Annotated in this window: 16 protein-coding genes; 8 read left to right on the top strand and 8 right to left on the bottom strand. The window is 66.5% G+C overall.

The genetic code is table 11. The features are described 5' to 3' along the window. The first annotated feature begins 58 nt into the window (after positions 1–58). From mdh to gntR, 3 genes are all read left to right on the top strand, one after another. A complete protein-coding gene (gene mdh, locus C7I36_RS13495) occupies positions 59–997 on the top strand; it encodes a malate dehydrogenase (protein WP_106454224.1) in 939 nt (312 codons plus the stop codon). Between the two features lie 288 nt (positions 998–1,285). After that, positions 1,286–2,905, top strand: a complete 1,620-nt coding sequence (pgi, locus tag C7I36_RS13490) for a glucose-6-phosphate isomerase (RefSeq protein ID WP_106454223.1) — start codon at positions 1,286–1,288, stop codon at positions 2,903–2,905. A gap of 157 nt (positions 2,906–3,062) precedes the next feature. Next, a complete protein-coding gene (gntR, locus tag C7I36_RS13485; RefSeq protein WP_106454222.1) occupies positions 3,063–4,061 on the top strand; it encodes a gluconate operon transcriptional repressor GntR in 999 nt (332 codons plus the stop codon). 177 nt (positions 4,062–4,238) lie between these two features. Here the strand turns inward: gntR and C7I36_RS13480 are convergent, their stop codons facing one another. Genes C7I36_RS13480 through C7I36_RS13470 form a run of 3 tightly spaced genes read right to left on the bottom strand, consistent with a single transcriptional unit; the run spans position 4,239 to position 7,203 of the window. Next, positions 4,239–4,877: a bifunctional 4-hydroxy-2-oxoglutarate aldolase/2-dehydro-3-deoxy-phosphogluconate aldolase gene (locus tag C7I36_RS13480; protein ID WP_106454221.1), complete on the bottom strand. Its 639-nt coding sequence runs from the start codon at positions 4,875–4,877 to the stop codon at positions 4,239–4,241. Positions 4,878–4,880: 3 nt separating this feature from the next. After that, positions 4,881–6,692: a phosphogluconate dehydratase gene (gene edd / locus C7I36_RS13475; RefSeq protein WP_106454220.1), complete on the bottom strand. Its 1,812-nt coding sequence runs from the start codon at positions 6,690–6,692 to the stop codon at positions 4,881–4,883. Continuing rightward, complete coding sequence (locus tag C7I36_RS13470) at positions 6,682–7,203, bottom strand: gluconokinase (protein WP_106454219.1); 522 nt, start codon at positions 7,201–7,203, stop codon at positions 6,682–6,684. The genes edd and C7I36_RS13470 overlap by 11 nt, the downstream gene beginning before the upstream one ends. 367 nt (positions 7,204–7,570) lie before the next feature. Here C7I36_RS13470 and C7I36_RS13465 point away from each other — a divergent pair, with 367 nt between their 5' ends. From C7I36_RS13465 to C7I36_RS13455, 3 genes are read left to right on the top strand one after another with little or no spacing between them, the layout of a single operon-like run. Beyond that, positions 7,571–8,080, top strand: a complete 510-nt coding sequence (locus C7I36_RS13465) for a TRAP transporter small permease (protein ID WP_219899656.1) — start codon at positions 7,571–7,573, stop codon at positions 8,078–8,080. A 10-nt stretch (positions 8,081–8,090) separates the two neighbouring features. Next, the gene (locus C7I36_RS13460; protein ID WP_106454217.1) at positions 8,091–9,368 is read left to right on the top strand and encodes a TRAP transporter large permease; all 1,278 of its coding nucleotides are present in this window, start codon (positions 8,091–8,093) and stop codon (positions 9,366–9,368) included. 34 nt (positions 9,369–9,402) lie between these two features. Further along, positions 9,403–10,404, top strand: coding sequence for a TRAP transporter substrate-binding protein (locus C7I36_RS13455; RefSeq protein ID WP_106454216.1), 1,002 nt, complete (start codon positions 9,403–9,405; stop codon positions 10,402–10,404). Between the two features lie 425 nt (positions 10,405–10,829). Here the strand turns inward: C7I36_RS13455 and C7I36_RS13450 are convergent, their stop codons facing one another. The 5 genes from C7I36_RS13450 to C7I36_RS13430 all read right to left on the bottom strand — a co-directional run bounded on the left by C7I36_RS13450 (position 10,830) and on the right by C7I36_RS13430 (position 17,398). Continuing rightward, positions 10,830–11,717, bottom strand: coding sequence for a hydroxymethylglutaryl-CoA lyase (locus C7I36_RS13450; RefSeq protein WP_106454215.1), 888 nt, complete (start codon positions 11,715–11,717; stop codon positions 10,830–10,832). Next, the gene (locus C7I36_RS13445; RefSeq protein WP_106454214.1) at positions 11,710–13,677 is read right to left on the bottom strand and encodes an ATP-binding protein; all 1,968 of its coding nucleotides are present in this window, start codon (positions 13,675–13,677) and stop codon (positions 11,710–11,712) included. Before C7I36_RS13445 ends, C7I36_RS13450 begins: the two co-directional genes overlap by 8 nt. Next, a complete protein-coding gene (locus C7I36_RS13440; protein WP_106454213.1) occupies positions 13,667–14,467 on the bottom strand; it encodes an enoyl-CoA hydratase-related protein in 801 nt (266 codons plus the stop codon). The genes C7I36_RS13445 and C7I36_RS13440 overlap by 11 nt, the downstream gene beginning before the upstream one ends. Positions 14,468–14,619: 152 nt before the next feature. Continuing rightward, positions 14,620–16,224 carry a carboxyl transferase domain-containing protein gene (locus C7I36_RS13435; protein ID WP_106454212.1) on the bottom strand — a complete coding sequence of 535 codons (1,605 nt, stop codon included), beginning with the start codon at positions 16,222–16,224 and terminating at the stop codon, positions 14,620–14,622. 10 nt (positions 16,225–16,234) lie between these two features. Next, positions 16,235–17,398, bottom strand: coding sequence for an isovaleryl-CoA dehydrogenase (locus tag C7I36_RS13430; protein WP_106454211.1), 1,164 nt, complete (start codon positions 17,396–17,398; stop codon positions 16,235–16,237). A 583-nt stretch (positions 17,399–17,981) separates the two neighbouring features. On the opposite strand from C7I36_RS13430, the gene C7I36_RS13425 reads away from it, so the two are divergent. Then, positions 17,982–19,163, top strand: a complete 1,182-nt coding sequence (locus C7I36_RS13425; protein WP_106454210.1) for an acetyl-CoA C-acyltransferase — start codon at positions 17,982–17,984, stop codon at positions 19,161–19,163. A 12-nt stretch (positions 19,164–19,175) separates the two neighbouring features. Beyond that, positions 19,176–20,669 carry a CoA-acylating methylmalonate-semialdehyde dehydrogenase gene (locus C7I36_RS13420; RefSeq protein WP_106454209.1) on the top strand — a complete coding sequence of 498 codons (1,494 nt, stop codon included), beginning with the start codon at positions 19,176–19,178 and terminating at the stop codon, positions 20,667–20,669. The last annotated feature ends 85 nt before the right edge of the window (positions 20,670–20,754 follow it).

Genomic DNA, 20,754 nt, shown 5'->3' with positions numbered 1-20,754 from the left:
CTATGTTGCTAATGCCCAAGGAAACGTATAACTATCCAATAATAAACGGAGTTCAGCTATGAAAGTTGCCGTACTCGGAGCTGCCGGTGGTATCGGTCAGGCTCTGGCCCTGCTGTTGAAGAACAACCTGCCCGCCGGTTCTGAATTAAGCCTCTATGATATCGCCCCCGTCACTCCCGGCGTTGCCGCCGACCTGAGCCATATCCCGACTCCGGTGAGCATTGTCGGCTTCAGCGGTGAAGATCCTTCACCGGCCCTGCAAGGCGCCGATATCGTGCTGATCTCCGCCGGCGTGGCGCGCAAGCCGGGCATGGACAGGGCCGACCTGTTCAATGTGAACGCCGGTATCGTCAAAAACCTGATTGAAAAATGCGCCGCCGCCTGTCCCCAGGCCTGCATCGGCATTATCACCAACCCGGTCAACACCACAGTGGCCATTGCCGCCGAAGTGCTGAAAAAAGCCGGTGTATACGACAAGAACAAGCTGTTCGGTATTACCACCCTGGACGTCATCCGTGCCGAGACCTTTGTGGCCGAAGCCAAGGGCCTGGACGTAACCCAGGTCAAGGTACCGGTGATCGGCGGCCACAGCGGCGTGACCATACTGCCGCTGCTGTCCCAGGTGGACGGCGTGTCCTTCTCCGACGAGGAAATCGAGAAGCTGACCTACCGCATCCAGAACGCCGGCACCGAAGTGGTGGAAGCCAAGGCCGGTGGCGGCTCCGCCACCCTGTCCATGGGCCAGGCCGCCTGCCGTTTCGCCCTGTCCCTGGTCAAGGCCATGCAGGGTGAAGCCAACGTGGTGGAATGCACCTATGTGGAAGGCGGCAGCGAACACGCTACCTTCTTCGCCCAGCCGGTATTGCTCGGCAAGAACGGCGTGGAAAAAGTGCTGCCCTACGGTGCGGTCAGCGCCTACGAGCAGGCCGCGATGGACGGCATGCTGGAAACCCTGCGCGGCGACATCGAGAAAGGTGTCGAATTCGTCAACCAGTAAGGCGACGGTACCGTCTGACACCAAAAGGGAGCTTCGGCTCCCTTTTTGCGTTCAGGCAACCTGATTTGAACGGTGGCACTATCCCTATTTCTCTTTTTTTGCGTGTCGAAGCAAGTAATCGACGCAAGGCAATTGCAATCTGGCGCTTTGCTTTTTATTGTAGCTGACTCGATTCAGCCTTCGGGCCGAGCACCGAGCCGTTACCCATGCCGACAGTGCAGCGCCGCCGGTTTGGGTAACCGCTTTGCTTCTTCTAACTTTATGACTCCACTTTCCGCAGGTAATGCTATGAACTCAGTGAACCCCCTCGATACCCGCGCCTGGCAGCAGCTTGGCGAGCTGGCGCAAACCGAGCGCACCCTTGCCACCCTGTTCGCCGAGGATCCGCAGCGGGCGCGCCGCTACAGCCTGGAGTTGGCACAGTGCCTCAAACTCGATTTTTCCAAGAACCTGATCGACGATAGGGTGCTGGGCGCCCTGCTGGCCCTGGCCGAGGAGACCGGGCTGCGCGACAACATCAAGGCGCTGTTCGCCGGCGAGACCATCAACCGCACCGAAAACCGGGCGGTATTCCACATGGCGCTGCGCAACCGGGCCGAGGAGCCCATGCCCCTGGCCGACGGCACCGACGTCATGCCCCAGGTGCGGGCGGTGCTGGCGCAGATGAAGGCGTTCTGCGCCGCGGTGCGCGGCGGCGGCTGGACCGGTTTCAACGGGCGGCCCATTCGTGACGTGGTCAACATCGGCATCGGCGGCTCGGATCTCGGCCCCTACATGGTGAGCGAGGCGCTCAAGCCCTACCATGGCGAGCTGCGGCTGCACTTCGTGTCCAACGTGGATGGCGCCCACCTGGCCCAGACCCTGCAAGGGCTGGACCCGGCCACCACCCTGTTTATCGTCGCCTCCAAGACTTTCACCACCCAGGAGACCATGACCAACGCCTTCAGCGCTCGGGAGTGGCTGCTGGCGGCGGCCGGGGACACCTCCGCCACCGCCAGGCACTTCGTGGCCCTGTCCACCAATGCCGCCAAGGTGGCCGAGTTCGGCATCGACACCGCCAACATGTTCGCCTTCTGGGAATGGGTGGGCGGCCGCTTCTCCCTGTGGTCCGCCATCGGTCTGCCGGTAGCCCTGGCCATCGGCTTCGAGGGTTTCGAGCAGCTGTTGTCCGGCGCCTGGGAGATGGATCAACACTTTAAGACGGCGCCGCTGGAGGCCAACATGCCGGTGCTGCTGGGGCTGCTCGGCATCTGGTACCGCAACTTCCTCAACGCCCCTTCCGAGGCGATACTGCCCTACGACCAGTGCCTGCACCGGCTGCCCGCCTACCTGCAGCAGGCGGTGATGGAGTCCAACGGCAAGTCGGTGGATCGCAACGGCCAACCGGTCGGCTATCACACCTCGCCCATCGTCTGGGGGGAGCCGGGCACCAACGGCCAGCATTCCTTCTACCAGCTGCTGCACCAGGGCACCCACCTGATCCCGGCTGACTTCATCATGCCGGCCCAGAGCCATTACCCCCTGGGCGATCACCATGCCAAGCTTATCGCCAACTGCCTGGCCCAGAGCCGGGCCCTGGCCTTCGGCCAGTCCGAGCAGGAGCTGCGCGCGCAGGGCGAGCAGCCGGAGCTGATCCCCTTCAAGGTGCACAAGGGCAATTCGCCTTCCAACACCCTGCTGCTGCCCAAGGTAACGCCCCACACCCTGGGGGCGCTGATCGCCCTCTACGAACACAAGATCTTCGTGCAGGGCGCGATCTGGAATATCTTCAGCTTCGATCAGTGGGGCGTGGAGCTCGGCAAGAAGCAGGCCAGCGTGCTGCTGCCCTGCATCACCGGCGACGGCGACACCAGCAGCCTGGATGCCTCGACCCGCAGCCTGCTGGCCCAGCTGAAAGACTGGGCCTGAGGGGAGCCGGAAGCTTGAGGCCTGAAGCGGGAAGAGTAAACTGCTAGCTTCTAGCTTCTAGCTTCTAGCTTCTAGCTTCTAGCTTCTAGCTTCTAGCTTCCTTCCCCACGCAAAGCCTGTTATGTTACTTGTAACATAACAGGCTTTTTGCATTTATATGACCAAGAAGAAAAGACCCACACTGCAGGACGTGGCCGACCGGGTCGGGGTGACCAAGATGACGGTCAGCCGCTACCTCAAGGATCCGGCCCAGGTGTCCGCCGCCGCCGGCGAGAAGATAGCCCAGGCCCTGGACGAACTCGGTTATATCCGCAACCGGGCGCCGGACATCCTTTCCAACGCCAAGAGCCACGCCATCGGCGTGCTGCTGCCCTCGCTGACCAACCAGGTGTTCGCCGAGGTGCTGCGCGGCATCGAGCAGGTGACCGAGGCGGCTGGCTATCAGACCATGCTGGCCCACTACGGCTACAGCGCCAAGGTGGAGGAGGAGCGCATCGCCTCGCTGCTGTCCTACAACGTGGACGGCCTTATCCTGTCCGAGAGCTACCATACCGCCCGTACCCTCAAGATGATCCAGACCTCCGGGGTGCCGGTGGTGGAGATCATGGATGTGTGCTCTTCCTGCATCGAGCAGGCGGTGGGTATCGACAACATCGCCGCCGCCCGGGCCATGGTGGAGGCGATGATAGCTCGTGGTTATCGCCATATCGTCTACCTCGGCGCCCGCCAGGACGTGCGCACCCTGCAGCGCCAACAGGGCTACGCCGCCGCCATGCAGCTGCACGGCCTGATGCCGCGCTCGCTGCTGACCGAACGTGCCTCTTCCTATTCCCTGGGGGCGGATCTGCTGGCCGAGGCACTGGACAAATACCCGGAGCTGGACGGCATCTTCTGCACCAACGACGATCTGGCGGTGGGCGCCATCTTCGAGTGCCAGCGCCGGGGCATAGCGGTGCCGGGGCGGATCGGCGTGGCCGGCTTCCACGGCCACGATATCGGCCAGGCGATAGTGCCCAGGCTGGCCAGCGTGATCACCCCGCGCAAGGCCATGGGGCAGGTTGCCGCCGAGCGGCTGCTGGCCCGGCTGCGCGGCGAGCCCATCGGTGAGCGCACCCTGGATCTGGGCTTCGAACTGAAGCTGGGAGAAAGCCTGTGAAGCCGGAAGCCTGAAGCTTTAAGCCGGAAGAAATTAAAAAGCCGCTTCCAACCCGAAGCGGCTTTTAACGTCATTTAGCTTCCAGTGCCGTAGGGCCCATTTCAATGGGCCATTCCCGCAGCGCCGCTATGATTCGGTCGAATAAATTCGACCCTACAAGCGATGTACTTCCAGCTTTCAGCCTTTTACCGCCGCCACCGCGTCCGCGGCCAGGCGGGTGATGCCGTCCCAGTCCTTGGCGGCGACCCGCTCCGCCGGCAGCATCCAGGAGCCGCCCACCGTCATCACCGACTTCACCGCCAGGTAGTCCCTGGCGTTGGCGGCGCTGACACCGCCGGTGGGGCAGAAGCGCAGCTGGGGCAGGGGGCCGGCCAGGGCCTTGAGCGCCTTGGCGCCGCCGTTGATCTCCGCCGGGAAAAACTTGAGGTGGGTGTAGCCCAGCTCCAGCGCCTGCATGGCCTCGGAGGGGGTGGCGATGCCGGGCATCAGCGGCACCGGGCCGGCCTTGGCATGCTTGAGCAGGGCCGGGGTGAAGCCGGGAGTGATCACGAATTTGGCGCCGGCGGCCACGGCGGCGTCGTACTGCGCCACGTTGAGCACGGTGCCGGCGCCCACCAGGGCCTCGGGCAGCTCGCGGGCGATGGCACTGATGGCGTCCAGCGCCGCGGCCGAGCGCAGGGTCACTTCAAACACCGTGATGCCGCCGGCGGCCAGGGCCTTGGCCAGGGGCACGGCGTCGGCGGCGTCTTCCACTACCATCACCGGGACCACGGGGGAGGCGGAAAAGACGTCGGCGGGGGAAAGGGTCCAGCTCATGGGTTACTCCTGATAAAAGATAGAGGCGCCGGTTTCCGCACTGGAAACCTGGCGGCGGAACAGGGCGAACAGCTCGCGGCCCAGGCCGCTCTGCTCGCCGGTCAAGTCCGGTTGCAGCGGGCTGCGCTGGTCGAGCGCGGCCTCGGTGAACAGCCGGCCGCTGGTGGCGTCCAGGGTGATGATATCACCGTCGCGCAGCCGGCCCAGGGGGCCGCCCTTGGCAGCTTCCGGGGTGATATGGATGGCCGCCGGGATCTTGCCCGAGGCGCCGGACAGGCGGCCGTCGGTGACCAGCGCCACCTTGAAGCCGGCCTTCTGGATATTGCCGAGGATGGGCATCAGCTTGTGCAGCTCGGGCATGCCGTTGGCGCCCGGCCCGTTGTGGTGCACCACCACTATGACATCCCGGTTGAGCTCGCCGTTCTGGTAGGCGCGCTCAACCGCATGCTGGCTGCTGAACAGGGCGGCGGGGGCGGTGATGAGCTGGTGCTCGGGCGCCACGGCGCTGACCTTGATCACCCCCCGGCCCAGGTTGCCGTCCAGCACCCGCAGGCCGCCGCTGACGCTGAACACCGTGTCCTGGGGCGGGATCACCGCCGGATCCCGGGTTTCCGGTACCGCTTGCCAGGCCAGTTGCTCCCCTGCCAGCATCGGCTGGCGGAAGTAGTCCTCGAGCCGGCCGAACATGGGGGTGGCGTCCCTGTGCAGCAGGCCGCGTTCGGCCAGCTTGTGCAGCAGCAGGGGCACGCCGCCCGCCTGCTGGAAGGCGTTGATGTCCGCCGGGCCGTTGGGGTAGACCCGGGCCAGCAGGGGCACCACCTCGGAGAGATCGCTGAAATCGTCCCAGCTCAGCACCAGGCCCGCGGCCCGGGCCACCGCCACCATGTGCAGGGTGTGGTTGGTGCTGCCGCCGGAGGCGAGCAGGGCGATCAGGCCGTTGACCAGGCCCTTTTCGTCCACCACCTCGGCAAGCGACCGGTAGTGGCCGCTGCCCTGGATCTGGCCGGCGAGGCGCAGGGCGGCGTGTTCGGTCAGCGCCCGGCGCAGGGCCGAGTGCGGGTGCACGAAGGCGGAGCCGGGCAGCATCAGGCCCATGGCCTCGAACACCAACTGGTTGGTGTTGGCGGTGCCGTAGAAGGTGCAGGTGCCGGGGGAGTGGTAGGCGTTGCACTCCATCTCCAGCAGCGCTTCCTTGCCCACTTCACCGGCGGCGTATTGCTGGCGTACCTTGACCTTTTCGTCGTTGCTGATGCCGGTGGCCATGGGGCCGGCGGGCACGAAGGCGGTGGGCAGGTGGCCGAAGCTGAGGGCGCCGATCAACTGGCCCGGGGCTATCTTGTCGCAGATGCCGAGCAGCAGGGTGGCGTCGAAGGTGTTGTGGCTGAGCGACAGGGCGGTGGCCTGGGCGATGACGTCGCGGGAAAACAGCGACATGTCCATGCCCGGCTGGCCCTGGGTGACGCCGTCGCACATGGCCGGCACGCCGCCGGCCACCTGGGCGCTGTGGCCCTGCTTCGCCAGCACCCGCTTGAGCTGCTCCGGGTAGCCGGCATAGGGCTGGTGCGCCGACAGCATGTCGTTGTAGGCGCTGACGATGGCGACATTGGCGCTGGTCAGGTCGAGGATGCGCTGTTTCTGCTCCGGGCCGCAGGCGGCCACCGCGTGGGCCAGATTGCCGCAACTGAGGCTGGCCCTGTGTTTGCCCTGTTCGGCCTGGGCCTGCATCCGGGCCAGGTAGTCTTCGCGTACCGCCCGGCTGCGCTCGAGGATGCGGTCGGTGACCCGGCGGACGACGGAGTGGAGTTCAGTTGACATGGGCTTCTCCCTTGATGGCGGCGAGGGCGCGGTTGACCACGTCGTCGAAGTCGCCGTCGATGCTGATGAAGGTAACGTCCGGCTCGTCGGCGCCGGGGCGTTCCAGCACCTCGAACTGGTTCTGCAGCAGGGACTCGGGCATAAAGTGGCCGTTGCGCCGGCGCAGCCGGGCCAGGATCAGCTCGAAGTCGCCGTCGAGAAAGAGAAAGCGCACCCGATCGTTGCCGGCGCGGATGCTGTCGCGATAATGGCGCTTGAGTGCGGAGCAGACGATGACCCCGGTTTCGCTCTTGTGGCGGATGCTGAATACCGCGTCGCGGATCCGCTCCAGCCAGGGCGCCCTGTCCTCGTCGCCGAGCGGTATGCCCTCGGCCATCTTGAGGATATTGGCCCTGGGATGCAGGTCGTCGCCGTCGATAAACTTGGCGTCCAGCGCCCGGGCCAGGGCGGCGCCCACGCTCGATTTGCCACAGGCGGTAACGCCCATCACTATGATGCTTTCTCCAGTCATGTTGACCTCTGTCCCTACTGGTAATCTTGCCCTGGGGCGGATAACCGACACTATGTCTGGTTACGGGTAACATGTTACTGGTAACCTTGCTCAATGTGAACAGTCCCTTGGCATCTGAGAAAACTACCCAGATATGAAATGATCAGGAAAAGGTACTGCGTTTTCTTATTAAGTTTTTAATTATCAATTGGTTGGTGTGTTTTTTTTGGTGCTGTCGGCAGGCGATGGCTTTTCCCCGTTTTTTGAAGCCAGTCCCATTTTTTAACTTTGTTGTCACGTTGAGCTTTATTGTTTTGAGTGGTTACGCGTAACATGTTACTGGTAACTTCCCACTGGGCAATGGAATGGAGTAGAAGCCATGGCGGAGATGTCCCCTAAACCCGTGTCCCTGCTGCGCCGTGCAGCGGAGGCCATGTTGGCCGTCAGCATGTTCGGCATGGTGTGCGCCGTGTTCCTGAACGTGGTGCTGCGTTATCTGTTCAACACCGGCCTGGCCGGCTACGAGGAAATTTCCCGCCTGCTGTTTGTCTGGCTGGTGTGCATCGGCGCCGTGCTGGCCACGGTCGACAACCAGCACCTGCGCTTCGACCTGGTGGTGGACCGGCTGCCGGCCCCGGCCAGGTTACTGTGCCGCTGGCTGAGCCGGCTCCTGATCGGCTGGGCCCTCTACCACCTGCTGGTGGGTGCCTGGGCCCAGATCCTGGTGGGCATCGACAGCCGCAGCCCGGTACTGGGCTACCCCCTGGGGCTGGCCGCCGCCGCCGTCTTCACCATGGCCGCCTGCATGGCGCTGCTGCTGCTGCGCGAGATGGCGCTGGAGCTGTTCTGCCGTCGCGCCGCCGGTTGCGAGCCGGCCTCAACATCGTCCGCCAAGTAAGGAGTACCCCATGTCCATCGCAATCTTCCTGGCGGTTCTGTTCAGCTCCATGAGCATCGGCGTGCCCATCGCCTTCGCCCTGATGCTGACCGCCCTGGCGCTGATGATCCAGCTCGACTTCTTCGACGCCCAGCTGCTGGCGCAGAACGTGCAGGCGGGATTCGACAACTTCCCCCTGCTGGCGGTGCCCTTCTTCGTGCTGGCCGGCGAGCTGATGACCGCCGGCGGCCTGTCGCGGCGCATCGTGGACCTGGCCCGGGTCTATTTCGGCCATGTGCGCGGCGGCCTGGGCTACGTGGCCATCGGCGCCTCGGTGCTGCTGGCCTCCATGAGCGGTTCGGCCATCGCCGACACCGCCGCCCTGGCCACCCTGCTGCTGCCGATGATGCGCCGCCAGGGCTACCCGCTCGGCAGCAGCGGCGGCCTGATCGCCTCCGGCGGCATCATCGGCCCCATCATTCCGCCGTCCATGCCCTTTATCATCTACGGAGTGACCACCAACACCTCCATCAGCCAGCTGTTCCTGGCGGGTATCGCGCCCGGCATCATGATGGCGGTGGCCATCGCCGTCGCCTGGGGCTGGATAGTGCGCGGCAAGGAGCTGCCGGTGGAGGAGAAAGCCAGCTGGAAGGAGCGCGGCCGGGTGATGCGCCGCAGCATCTGGGCCCTGTTGCTGCCGGTGATCATCGTCGGCGGCCTGCGCGGCGGCATCTTCACCCCCACAGAGGCGGCGGTGGTGGCGGCGGTCTACGCCCTGATCATCACCACCCTGGTATATCGGGAACTGGATCTGAAAGGGGTATACAAGGTGCTGATCGACGCCTCCAAGACCACCTCAGTGGTGATGTTCCTGGCCGGTGCCGCCATGGCGTCCTCCTACATGATCACCCTGGCGGATCTGCCGCGCCAGCTGATTGACCTGTTCGAGCCGGTGCTGGGCAGCCCCATGCTGTTTATGGCGCTGGTGGTGCTGTTCCTGCTGGTGATCGGCATGGTGATGGATCTCACCCCCGCCATCCTGATCCTGGCGCCGGTGCTGGCGCCCATGGCCGCCGCCGCCGGGGTGCACCCGGTGTACTTCGGCCTCATCTTCATCATGTCCGGCTGTATCGGGCTGATCACCCCGCCGGTGGGCACTGTGCTCAACGTGGTCTCCGGCGTGGGCAACATGAAAATGGAAGCGGTGGTGCGGGGCGTCATGCCCTTTATCGTCGCCTACTTCGCGCTGCTGGCACTGCTGGTGCTGTTCCCGCAGCTGGTACTCTGGCCACTGAGCTGGCTGTCCTGACCTCGGGTCTTGTTAACTTGATAAGGATATTCCCATGAAACTGAAAACCCTCGTACTGTCCGGCCTGATCGGCCTGGTGTCCGCCAACGCCATGGCGGCCGACATCCAGTCACGGATGATCCGCTTCGGCTATGGTCTGAACGAAGACTCCAACCAGGGCCGGGCGGTGCAGAAATTCGCCGCCGAGGTGGGCAAGCTGTCCGGCGACAAGATGAAGGTGCGTGCCTTCGGCGCCGCCACCCTGGGCTCGGATCTGCAGATGCAGCAGGCCCTGCTGGGCGGCGCCCAGGAGATGATGGTGGGCTCCACCGCCACCCTGGTCGGCATAGTGCCGGAAATGGCCATCTGGGATACCCCCTTCCTGTTCAACAATGCCGAGGAAGCCGACGCCGTGCTCGACGGCCCCGTGGGTGAGCAGGTGAAGGCCAAGCTGGAAGAAAAGGGGCTGGTCGGCCTGGTGTACTGGGAAAACGGCTTTCGCAACCTGACCAACAGCCAGCGGCCGGTGACCAGCCTGGAAGACATGGACGGCATCCGCCTGCGGGTGATGCAGAACAACGTCTTCCTCGACAGCTTCAAGGCGCTGGGCGCCAACGCCGTGCCCATGGCGTTTTCCGAGCTGTTCACCGCGCTCGAAACCCGCACCGTGGACGGCCAGGAAAACCCCTACAACACCATCCTCTCCAGCAAGTTCTACGAGGTGCAGAAGTACCTGACCGTGACCAACCACGTCTACAGCCCCTGGATAGTGCTGGTGAGCAAGAAGTTCTGGGACAAGCTGTCCGACGACGAGCGCCGGGTGCTCGAGCAGGCCGCCGCGGCCTCCCGCGATTTCGAGCGTCGCGATACCCGGGAAGAAGCGGCCTGGGCCCTGGCCGAGCTGAAGGAAAAGGGCATGGAAGTGAACGAGCTGGACGCGGCCCAGGTGGATCGCATGCGCGAGCGCCTGACCGAGGTCAACCAGGGCATCGCCAAGGAAGTGGGCCAGCAGCTGTGGGACGACGTACAGGCCGAACTGCAGAAGATCCGCGGCTGATACTGCCTTGATCCTGTACCTTGAAGGCGCCCGCGGGCGCCTTTTTAAATAACTGATCCTAATAGTGCTACATCGACTGGGCCCCGCACGCAGACTCGCCATGAACCCATCCCTGGGGGCTCCGCCGCGCCATCCCTGGCGCGGAGGGTCTGCTTAGCGGAACCCGGTCGCCGCCGACAGTGATTTACTATTCGGAGCAGCTATTTAAGTGCTTTATGCTCCTGATGGCGTCGGCCCAGTATCCTCCCCATAGTCCCTCTGCTGCTTGACGGCTCCATCCCCAGACGGCGTCGGGGCTTGAAAGAGACAACAGGGATGGCCTCCGCCGACCGTCACATGCCAAGGATGGCATGTGCGAGCGTACAGGGAGGTATTCACAGCGTGTCGTCGGAGGTCGCCCTGTTGTCTCTTTGCTAACAGCCAGACTAACCATTCATGGCCCGGCCCACCTTGGAGCCGTTTTCACGCCCCAGTTGCTGGCTTATCCAGTGCCCCGTTTCCACCAGCCTGGCCAGATCCACCCCCGTTTTGAAGCCCAGCCCGTGCAGCAGGTAGACCAGGTCCTCACTGGCCAGGTTGCCGGAGGCGCCCCTGGCATAGGGGCAGCCGCCCAGGCCCGCCACCGAGCAGTCGACGATGCGCACTCCCTCTTCCAGCACGGCGTAGAGGTTGGCCAGGGCCTGGCCGTAGGTGTCGTGGAAGTGGGCGGCGAGCCGCTCTATCGGCACCTCCCGGCGCACCGCCGCCAGCATGGCTTTGGCCTTGCCCGGGGTGCCGGTGCCGATGGTGTCGCCGAGGGAAATCTCGGCACAGCCCATTCGGTACAGGGCCCCTGCCACCCGGGCCACGGCATCGGGGCCGATGTCGCCCTCGTAGGGGCAGCCGAGCACGGTGGACACATAGCCCCGCACCCGGATCCGTCGGGCCCAGGCCTCGGCCAGCACGGGCGTGAAGCGCGCCAGGCTCTGCTCGATGGAGCAGTTGATGTTCTTCTGGCAGAACGACTCGGAGGCGGCGGTGAACACCGCCACCTCGTCGGCGCCGGCGGCCAGGGCCGCCTCCAGCCCCCTGAGATTGGGGGTGAGCGCCGAGTAGACCACCCCGGCCTTGCGGCGGATGCCGGCCAGCACGGCGGCGCCGTCGGCCATTTGCGGCACCCACTTGGGCGAGACGAAACTGGCCGTCTCTATATGCCGCAGGCCGCAGTCGGCCAGCCGTTCGACCAGGGCTATCTTGATGTCGGTGGGGACCAGGGCGGCCTCGTTCTGCAGCCCGTCCCGCGGGCCCACCTCCACCAGCTTGACCCTATCCATCCGCTCCCTCCAGCCGCAGCAGTTCGTCCCCTTCGCTTACCTGGTCGCCTGCCCGGCAGAAAATGTCCGCCACCCTTCCGGCGGCGGGGGCGCGCAGGGGGTGCTCCATCTTCATCGCCTCCAGCACCAGCAGGGTCTGGCCGGCGACGACGGTGTCGCCCACCGCCACCCGCAACTGGCCGATGATCCCGGGCATGGGCGCCCTGAGGCCGGCCTGGTGACTGCCCTGGTGCCGGGCGACCTCGAGCGGGGCCAGGCGCAGGTCGTGGCGCTCGCCCCGGTGGAACAGCCACAACTGGTCGGCGTGGCGGGCGCAGTGGCAGGCCAGGGCCTCGCCATCCAGTTCTGCCTGCAGCCGGTCGCCGTCGAGGCGGGTGCGGAGGCGGTGGCAATGGGCACCGACCTCCACCCGCCAGCCATCGGCGTCGGCCTCCAGCACCACCCGGTGCCGCTCCCCGCCGTATTCCAGCTCCAGTTGGCGCCTTTCTGGCAGGTTAAGCCACCAGCCCGAGTGGCCGGCGAAGGGAGCACTCTCGTCGTTCGGCTCCAGCGCCAGCCAGCCGGCGGCGGCCAGGGCCAGCACCCGGGAGGGGGACAGGGCGGGCGGGGCAAAGAGCAGCGCCCGGTGCTGCTCGATAAAGCCGGTGTGCAGCTCGGCGGCGAGCAGCGGCGCCGAGCCCGCCAGGGCGTGCAGAAAGCGCAGGTTGGTCCTGACCCCGCCGATGCGGTACTGGGCCAGGGCCCGGGCCAGCCAGTGCAGGGCCAGCTCGCGGCTGTGATCCCAGACGATCAGCTTGGCGACCAGGGGATCGTAGTGAATGCCCACCTCGTCGCCCTCGCGCACCCCGGTATCCAGCCGCACCTGGGGGCCGGTGGCCGGCTCGCGCAGGTAGTGCAGGGGACCGGCGGCGGGCAGGAAGCCCTGGTCGGCGTCTTCGGCGTAGACCCGTGCCTCGACGGCGTGGCCGCGGACGATCACCTGCTCCTGGGTCAGCGGCAGCGGCTCGCCCGCCGCCACCCGCAGCTGCCATTCCACCAGATCCAGGCCGGTGACCAGCTCGGTCACCGGGTGCTCCACCTGCAGCCGGGTGTTCATCTCCATAAAGTAGAAGCGGCCGTCCTCCTGGTAGAGGAACTCGACGGTGCCGGCGCCCTGGTAGTCGATGGCCTGGGCGGCGCGCACCGCCGCCTCGCCCATGGCCACCCGGGTTTCGGGGGCGAGATTGGGGGCGGGGGCCTCCTCCAGCACCTTCTGGTGGCGGCGCTGCACCGAGCAGTCCCGCTCGGCCAGATAGAGGCCCTGGCCGAATTGGTCGCAGAACACCTGCACCTCCACGTGGCGGCTCCTTGGCAGGTAGCGTTCCAGCAGCATGGCGTCGTCGCCGAAGGCGGCCCTGGCCTCGCGCCGGGCCGCCGCCAGGGCCTCGTCGAATTCAGCGAGATGGTTGACTATGCGCATGCCCTTGCCGCCGCCGCCGGCCACCGCCTTCAGCAGCAGCGGAAAGCCGCAGCGTCCGGCCTCCTGCCGCAGCCGCTCGGGGGATTGTTCTGGGTCGTGGTAGCCGGGTACCACCGGCACCCCGGCCGTTTCCATCAGCGCCTTGGCGGCGGACTTGGAGCCCATGGCGGCGATGGCCTCGGCGGGCGGGCCGACGAAGACCAGGCCGGCGGCGGCGCAGGCGCGGGCAAAGTCGGCGTTTTCCGACAGGAAGCCGTAGCCCGGGTGCACCGCCTGGGCGCCAGAAGCCCGGGCGATGGCCAGCAGCCGGTGCTGGTTCAGGTAGCTCTGGGTGGCCGGCGCCGGGCCCAGGTGCCAGGCTTCGTCGGCCAGGGCCAGATGGCGGGCGTTCCGGTCGGCGTCGGAGTAGACCGCCACGCAGGCGATGCCGAGCCGGTGGGCGGTGCGGATGATGCGGCAGGCGATTTCGCCCCGGTTGGCGACCAAGAGCTTAGTGAACATCCTCATCCTCCCAGGCCGGCGGCCGTTTTTGCAGGAAGGCGCCGATGCCCTCTTGCGCCTCGGCGCCGGCCCGCAACTCGGCGATGCGGCGGGCGCTGTCTTCGATCAGCGGCCCGTTGATGGGGCGGTAGGCGAACTCCCGGATCAGCTGCTTGGCGGCGGCCAGCGCCACCGGGCCATTGCGCAACAGCGCCCGGATCAGGGGCGCCGCCGCCTCGTCCAGGCTCTGGCCGGGCTCGGCCAGCAGGTGCACCAGGCCCAGCCGTTCGGCCTCCCGGGCGGGAATGAGCTCGGCGGTCAGCATATAGCGCCGGGCCTGGCGCGGCCCCAGGGCGCGCAGCACATAGGGGGCTATGGTGGCGGGAATAAGCCCCAGGCGCACCTCGCTCAGGCAGAAGCGGGCATCGGCGGCGGCGACCACCAGGTCACAGCAGGCGACCAGGCCCAGGGCGCCGCCGTAGGCCGCCCCCTGCACCAGGGCCAGGGTGGGGCCGGGGAACTGATCCAGCCGCCGCAGCAGCAGGGCCAGTTGCTCGGCGTCGGCCAGGTTCTGCCGCCGGCTGTAGCCCGCCGCGCGCTGCATCCAGGCCAGATCCGCGCCGGCACTGAAGTGCCTGCCCGTGCTGCGCAGCACCAGCAGCCGCAGATCGAGCAGATGGGCGGCGTTATCAAGCTGCTGGATCATGGCGGCAATCAGCGCGTCGTCGAAGGCGTTGTGGCAGCCGGGCCGGTTCAGCACCAGCTCCCAGACGCCGGGCGCCGCAGGCCGCAGCAACAGGGATTCGTTCATGGCTTCTCCTTAGAACCTGTTTACGATCTACTGTGCTTGGCCATCCGTCGTTGGAAAATGGCTCAAAATGCTCATGTACTACTTATACACTCCGCTTTTTCGCCCTTTTCCGCCTCGTCTGGCCATCGCTCGTGACGATCGTAAACAGGCTCTTACATACGGAACACCCCGAAGCGGGGTTCATCCATGGGCCGGTTCAGGGCCAGGGCCAGGCTCATGGCCAGCACGGCGCGGCTGTCCCTGGGGTCGATGACGCCGTCGTCCCATAGCCGGGCGCTGGCGTACCAGGGATGGCCCTGGCGCTCGTAGCGCTCGACGATGGGCGCCCGGAAGGCGGCCTCGTCCTCGGCGCTCCAGGATTCGCCGGCCTTTTCCCTGGCGTCCCGCCGCACCGTGGCGAGCACGCCGGCGGCCTGCTCGCCCCCCATCACCGAGATGCGGGCGTTGGGCCAGATCCACAGAAAGTCCGGATCATAGGCCCGGCCGCACATGCCGTAGTTGCCGGCGCCGAAACTGCCGCCGATGATCAGGGTCAGCTTGGGCACATTGGCGCAGGCCACCGCCATCACCAGCTTGGCGCCGTGCTTGGCGATGCCCTCGGCCTCGTATTTCCGGCCCACCATAAAGCCGGTGATGTTCTGCAAAAACAGCAGGGGAATGCGGCGCTGGCAGCACAGCTCGATAAAGTGCGCGCCCTTCTGGGCCGATTCGCTGAACAGCACCCCGTTGTTGGCCAGTATGCCCACCGGGTAGCCGTGCAGCCGGGCGAAGCCGGTGACCAGGGTGGGGCCGAAGTCGCGCTTGAACTCGTCGAAGGCCGAGTCGTCCACCAGCCGGGCGATCACCTCGCGCACCTCGAAGGCCTTGCGCAGATCGGTGCCGACGATGCCGTACAGCTCCTCGGCCGGGTAGCGGGGCGGCAGCGGCGGCTGAGGCGGGGCCGGCAGCGGCGGCCGGTTGAGGTTGGCCACCAGCCGGCGGGCCAGGTACAGGGCATGGGCGTCGTCCTCGGCGATATGATCCGCCACCCCCGAGACGCGGGTGTGCACCTCGGCGCCGCCCAGCTCCTCGGCGCTGACCACCTCGCCGGTGGCGGCCCGCACCAGGGGTGGGCCGCCGAGGAAGATGGTGCCCTGGCCGCGCACTATGATGGACTCGTCCGCCATGGCCGGCACATAGGCGCCGCCGGCGGTGCACAGCCCCATTACCACCGCCAACTGGGGGATGCCGGCGGCGGACATCCGCGCCTGGTTGAAGAAGATGCGGCCGAAGTGATCCCGGTCCGGGAACACCTCGCCCTGGCTGGGCAGGTGGGCGCCGCCGGAATCCACCAGGTAGAGGCAGGGCAGCCGGCAGCGTTCGGCGATGGCCTGGGCGCGCAGGTGCTTCTTGACCGTGAGCGGGTAGTAGGTGCCGCCCTTGACGGTGGCGTCGTTGGCCACCAGCATGCACTCCACCCCGCACACCCGGCCGATGCCGGCCACCAGCCCCGCCGCCGGCACCGCCTCGTCGTAGACCCGGTGGGCGGCGAGCTGGGACAGCTCGAGGAAGGGGGCGCCCGGATCCAGCAAGCGGCGGATGCGCTCCCGCGCCAGCAGTTTGCCCCGCTGTTGGTGGCGCTGGCGGCTGATCTCGTCGCCGCCCGCTTCGATGCCGGCCACCAGCTCGCGCAGCGCCGCCACCTCGGCGGCCATGGCGCTATGATTGGACCTGAACTCCTCCGACTCGGGCCTGATCTGGCTGGTCAGTATGGTCATGGCTGGCTCCTCACCGGTTCTGCACCAGTTCCCGGCCGATCAGCATGCGGCGGATCTCCGAGGTGCCGGCGCCGATTTCGTACAGCTTGGCGTCCCGCAGCAGCCGGCCGGCGGGAAACTCGTTGATATAGCCGTTGCCGCCCAACAGCTGGATGGCAACCAGCGCCAGCCGGGTGGCGGTTTCCGCCGCCAGCAGTATCACCCCGGCGGCGTCCTTGCGGCCGAGTGCGCTCCTGTCCGCGGCCATGGCCACCATGTAGGTGTAGCTGCGGGCGGCGTTCATGCGGGTGTACATGTCGGCGAGCTTGCCCTGCACCAGCTGGAAGTCGCCGATGGCCTGGCCGAACTGTTTGCGCTCCCGCACATAGGGCACCACCAGATCCATGGCCGCCTGCATGATGCCGAGCGGCCCGCCGGCCAGCACCAGCCGCTCGTAGTCGAGCCCGCTCATCAGCACCCCGACCCCGCCGTTCAGGGCGCCGAGCACATTGTCCGCCGGCACCCGGCAGTCCTGGAACACCAGCTCGCAGGTGTTGGAGCCGCGCATGCCGAGCTTGTCGAGCTTCTGGGCCTGGCCGAAGCCGGGGGTGTCGCGTTCGACGATAAAGGCGGTGATGCCCCGGGCGCCGGCGTCGGGCTCCGTCTTGGCGTACACCACGAACACCTGGGCGTCGGGGCCGTTGGTGATCCACATCTTGGTGCCGTTCAGCACGAAGTGGTCGCCGTCGGCCCGGGCGGACAGGCGCATGGACACCACGTCGGAACCGGCATTGGGCTCGGACATGGCCAGGGCGCCGATGTGTTCGCCACTGAGCAGTTTGGGCAGGTAGCGGGCTTTCTGCGCCTCGCTGCCGTGGCGGTGGATCTGGTTGACGCAGAGGTTGGCGTGGGCGCCGTAGGACAGGCCCACCGCCGCCGAGGCCCGGCTGATTTCCTCCATCGCCAGCACCTGGGCCAGGTAGCCCATGTCCACGCCGCCGTGGCGTTCGGCCACGGTGATGCCGAACAGCCCAATGTCGCCGAGTTTGGGCCAGAGTTCGGCGGGAAAGCGGTTGTCCCGGTCGATGGCCTCGGCCAGGGGGGCGATCTCCCGGCTGGCGAAAGCGGCGACCTGGTCGCGCAGCAGGTCCAGGGTTTCGCCCAGGCCGAAGTCCAGTTGCGGATAGGGGGCCATGAGAACCTCCTTGCTGATGATGGGGTTGGGCTCGTTTGCTACCAATGTTGCTGAATTAACTATAGTTGTTATGGGACTGTTAGGGTTGGCTAAGCTTGAATAGATAAAGGATTTTCAGGTTGCCACTGATGATTGGGTGCAGGGTGATAAAAGGAACGACACGCCGACACGCCACAGTAGATGACACTCTCGGTTTCAGCCTGCTGCGAACATTCTCTGGATGTTCGGTCAGGCTGAAACCTCTCGTCACGGCGAGACAAGCTCGCCCCTGTAGGCTCGGACATGCCATCCATGTCACGGTTGGTGAAAGCAATCCCTGTTGCTTCTTTCTTGCTTCGCTGTTGTCTGAGGGGGCTCGCCAACAGGCGGCGCTGAGTTTTGGGGAGGACAAAGGGTGCTGCTTTGCCGACCCTTCGCGCCAGGGATGGCGCGGCGGAGCCCCCAGGGATGGGTTTACGGCGTGTCGGTGGAGCAGTGCGCTTTGGCCGAGTACACCAGATTTCACGGTGAGTCGGCCCTTTGTCCGATTGAACCAGGTCAGACAGACGCGTTTTACTCCGTTTTCGGAGCAGATGGAGCCACCATGGCAAAGAGCGAGATAGTGATAGTGAGTGCGGCCCGGACCCCCATGGGGGCCCTGCTGGGCGATTTCGGCGCCGTGCCGGCGCCCGGGCTGGGGGCCGCGGCCATCGGGGCCGCCCTGAGCCGGGCCGGGGTGGCGACCGAACGGGTGGATGAGGTGGTGATGGGGTGCGTACTGCCCGCCGGCCAGGGCCAGGCGCCGGCCCGGCAGGCGGCGCTGGGGGCCGGGCTGCCGGTGTCCGTCGGCTGCACCACGGTCAACAAGATGTGCGGCTCGGGCATGAAGGCGCTGATGCTGGCCCACGATCAACTGCTGGCGGGCTCTGCCCGGCTGATGGTGGCGGGCGGCATGGAGAGCATGAGCCTGGCGCCCTACCTGTTGCCCAGGGCGCGGGCGGGGCTGCGCATGGGCCACGGCCAGTTGCTGGATCACATGTTCTATGACGGCCTGGAGGACGCCTACGAGGGGGGACTGATGGGCAGTTTCGCCCAGCGGACGGCGGACAAATTCGGCATCGGCCGGGAGGCGATGGACGACTTCGCAATCACTTCCCTGACTCGGGCCCAACTGGCCATCGCCGAAGGGGACTTTGCCGAGGAAATCGTGCCGGTCGAGGTGGCGGAGCGCCAGGGCAGCCGGCGGGTGGATACTGACGAACAGCCGGGCAAGGCCAGGCCCGACAAGATCCGTACCCTCAAGCCCGCTTTCGCCCAGGACGGCACCATCACCGCCGCCAATTCCAGCTCCATCTCCGACGGCGCGGCCGCCCTGGTGGTGACCACCGCCGAGCAGGCGGCGGCGCTTGGCCTCAGGCCCCTGGCCCGGGTACTGGCCCACGCCACCCACGCCCAGTTGCCCGCCGAGTTCACCCTGGCGCCCATCGGCGCCATCCACAAGTTATTGAACAAGGTCGGCTGGCAGGCGAGCGAGGTGGATCTGTTCGAGATCAACGAGGCCTTCGCGGTGGTCGCCCTGCTGGCCATCCGCGAGCTGGGGCTGGATCCGGCACGGGTCAACGTCAACGGCGGTGCCTGCGCCCTGGGCCACCCCATCGGGGCCAGCGGCGCCCGCATCCTCGTCACCCTGCTGCATGCCCTGCGCCGGCGCGGGCTCAGGCGGGGGGTGGCGGCCCTGTGCATCGGCGGCGGCGAGGCCACGGCGGTGGCGGTGGAATTGCGCTAGGAGGACAGGAAAATGACATACCAGGTACCGCTGCTGATCGGCGGCAATATGGTGCAAAGCCGCACCCAGGAGTGGCTGGAGGTGAACAACCCGGCCACCCAGGAGATCATTGCCCGCCTGCCCTGCGCCACGGCCGAGGAGGTGGAGGCGGCGGTGGCGACGGCGAGCCGGGCCTTCGTCGAGTGGCGGGAGGTGCCGGTGCCGGAGCGGGCCCGGCTGATGCTGCGCTACCAGGCGCTGCTGAAGGAGCATCATGACGACATCGCCCGCCTGCTCAGCGAGGACACCGGCAAGACCTTCGAGGACGCCAGGGGCGACGTGTGGCGGGGCATAGAGGTGGTGGAGCAGGCCGCCAACATCGCCTCTCTCAGCATGGGCGAGACCCAGGAGAACGTGGCCCGGGGCGTGGACTGCTACAGCTTCACCCAGCCGCTGGGGGTCTGCGTCGGCATCACGCCGTTCAACTTTCCGGCCATGATCCCGCTGTGGATGTTTCCGCTCGCCATCGCCTGTGGCAACACCTTCGTGCTCAAGCCGTCGGAGCAGGATCCCCTGGTATCTATGCGGCTGGCCGAGCTGTTCAAACAGGCCGGCGCCCCCGACGGCCTGCTGCAGGTGGTGCACGGCGGTAAGGAAGTGGTGGACCGGTTGCTGGTGCACCCTGAGGTGTGCGCCATCTCCTTCGTCGGCTCGGTGGCTGCCGGCCAGCATATCTACCAGACCGGCACCGCCCACCTGAAACGGGTGCAGGCCTTCGCCGGCGCCAAGAACCACATGGTGGTGCTGCCCGACGCCAACCAGCAGCAGGTGATCAACAACCTGGTGGGCTCCTCTGTGGGCGCCGCCGGCCAGCGCTGCATGGCGATATCGGTGGCGGTGCTGGTGGGCGAGGCCAAGGAATGGATTCCGGAGCTGAAAGACGCCATGGCCCGGGTGCGACCCGGTGCCTGGGACGACCCCGACGCCGGCTACGGCCCGTTGATCAGCAAAGCGGCCCGGGAGCGGGTGCTGCGGCTGATTGCCGGGGGCAAGGCCGAGGGCGCCGAGTGCCTGCTCGACGGCAGCCACTGCACGGTGGACGGCTACCCCCACGGCAACTGGGTGGGGCCCACCCTGTTCCGCGGCGTCACCCCCGAGATGGCCCTCTACCGGGAGGAGATCTTCGGCCCGGTGCTGTTGCTGATGGAAGCGGACAGCCTGGACCAGGCCATCAATCTGGTCAACGCCAACCCCTACGGCAACGGCACCTCCATCTTCACCGCCTCGGGCGCGGCGGCACGCAAATACCAGCACGAGATCAAGGTGGGGCAGGTGGGCATCAACGTGCCCATACCGGTGCCGCTGCCCTTTTTCTCCTTCACCGGCTGGCGCCGCTCCTTCTACGGCGATCTGCACGCCTACGGCAAGCAGGCGGTGCGCTTCTACACCGAAACCAAGACCATTACCGCCCGCTGGTTCGAGGACGAAGCGGTGGCCGGGCCCAATATGTCGATTCATCTGAAATAGCCGGAGAGCGGCTGGAAGCAACAGCAGGCAGCGGCGGGGTCGGGTGGAGGGCAAAGGGCCGACAGTCAACGGATATTAAGGAGAG

It is taken from the genome of Zobellella taiwanensis (genome assembly GCF_003012795.1).
Lineage (GTDB): Bacteria > Pseudomonadota > Gammaproteobacteria > Enterobacterales > Aeromonadaceae > Oceanimonas > Oceanimonas taiwanensis.
This window is presented reverse-complemented; position numbering and strand designations above follow the sequence as displayed.

Coding starts and splice junctions, on each gene's coding strand:
- C7I36_RS13470 (WP_106454219.1), bottom strand. CDS start 7,203: ATGACTGGAGAAAGCATCATAGTGATGGGCGTTACCGCCTGTGGCAAA.
- edd (WP_106454220.1), bottom strand. CDS start 6,692: ATGTCAACTGAACTCCACTCCGTCGTCCGCCGGGTCACCGACCGCATC.
- C7I36_RS13480 (WP_106454221.1), bottom strand. CDS start 4,877: ATGAGCTGGACCCTTTCCCCCGCCGACGTCTTTTCCGCCTCCCCCGTG.
- C7I36_RS13430 (WP_106454211.1), bottom strand. CDS start 17,398: ATGGCCCCCTATCCGCAACTGGACTTCGGCCTGGGCGAAACCCTGGAC.
- C7I36_RS13450 (WP_106454215.1), bottom strand. CDS start 11,717: ATGGATAGGGTCAAGCTGGTGGAGGTGGGCCCGCGGGACGGGCTGCAG.
- C7I36_RS13435 (WP_106454212.1), bottom strand. CDS start 16,224: ATGACCATACTGACCAGCCAGATCAGGCCCGAGTCGGAGGAGTTCAGG.
- C7I36_RS13465 (WP_219899656.1), top strand. CDS start 7,571: ATGTCCCCTAAACCCGTGTCCCTGCTGCGCCGTGCAGCGGAGGCCATG.
- C7I36_RS13440 (WP_106454213.1), bottom strand. CDS start 14,467: ATGAACGAATCCCTGTTGCTGCGGCCTGCGGCGCCCGGCGTCTGGGAG.
- C7I36_RS13425 (WP_106454210.1), top strand. CDS start 17,982: ATGGCAAAGAGCGAGATAGTGATAGTGAGTGCGGCCCGGACCCCCATG.
- C7I36_RS13445 (WP_106454214.1), bottom strand. CDS start 13,677: ATGTTCACTAAGCTCTTGGTCGCCAACCGGGGCGAAATCGCCTGCCGC.
- gntR (WP_106454222.1), top strand. CDS start 3,063: ATGACCAAGAAGAAAAGACCCACACTGCAGGACGTGGCCGACCGGGTC.
- mdh (WP_106454224.1), top strand. CDS start 59: ATGAAAGTTGCCGTACTCGGAGCTGCCGGTGGTATCGGTCAGGCTCTG.
- C7I36_RS13420 (WP_106454209.1), top strand. CDS start 19,176: ATGACATACCAGGTACCGCTGCTGATCGGCGGCAATATGGTGCAAAGC.
- pgi (WP_106454223.1), top strand. CDS start 1,286: ATGAACTCAGTGAACCCCCTCGATACCCGCGCCTGGCAGCAGCTTGGC.
- C7I36_RS13455 (WP_106454216.1), top strand. CDS start 9,403: ATGAAACTGAAAACCCTCGTACTGTCCGGCCTGATCGGCCTGGTGTCC.
- C7I36_RS13460 (WP_106454217.1), top strand. CDS start 8,091: ATGTCCATCGCAATCTTCCTGGCGGTTCTGTTCAGCTCCATGAGCATC.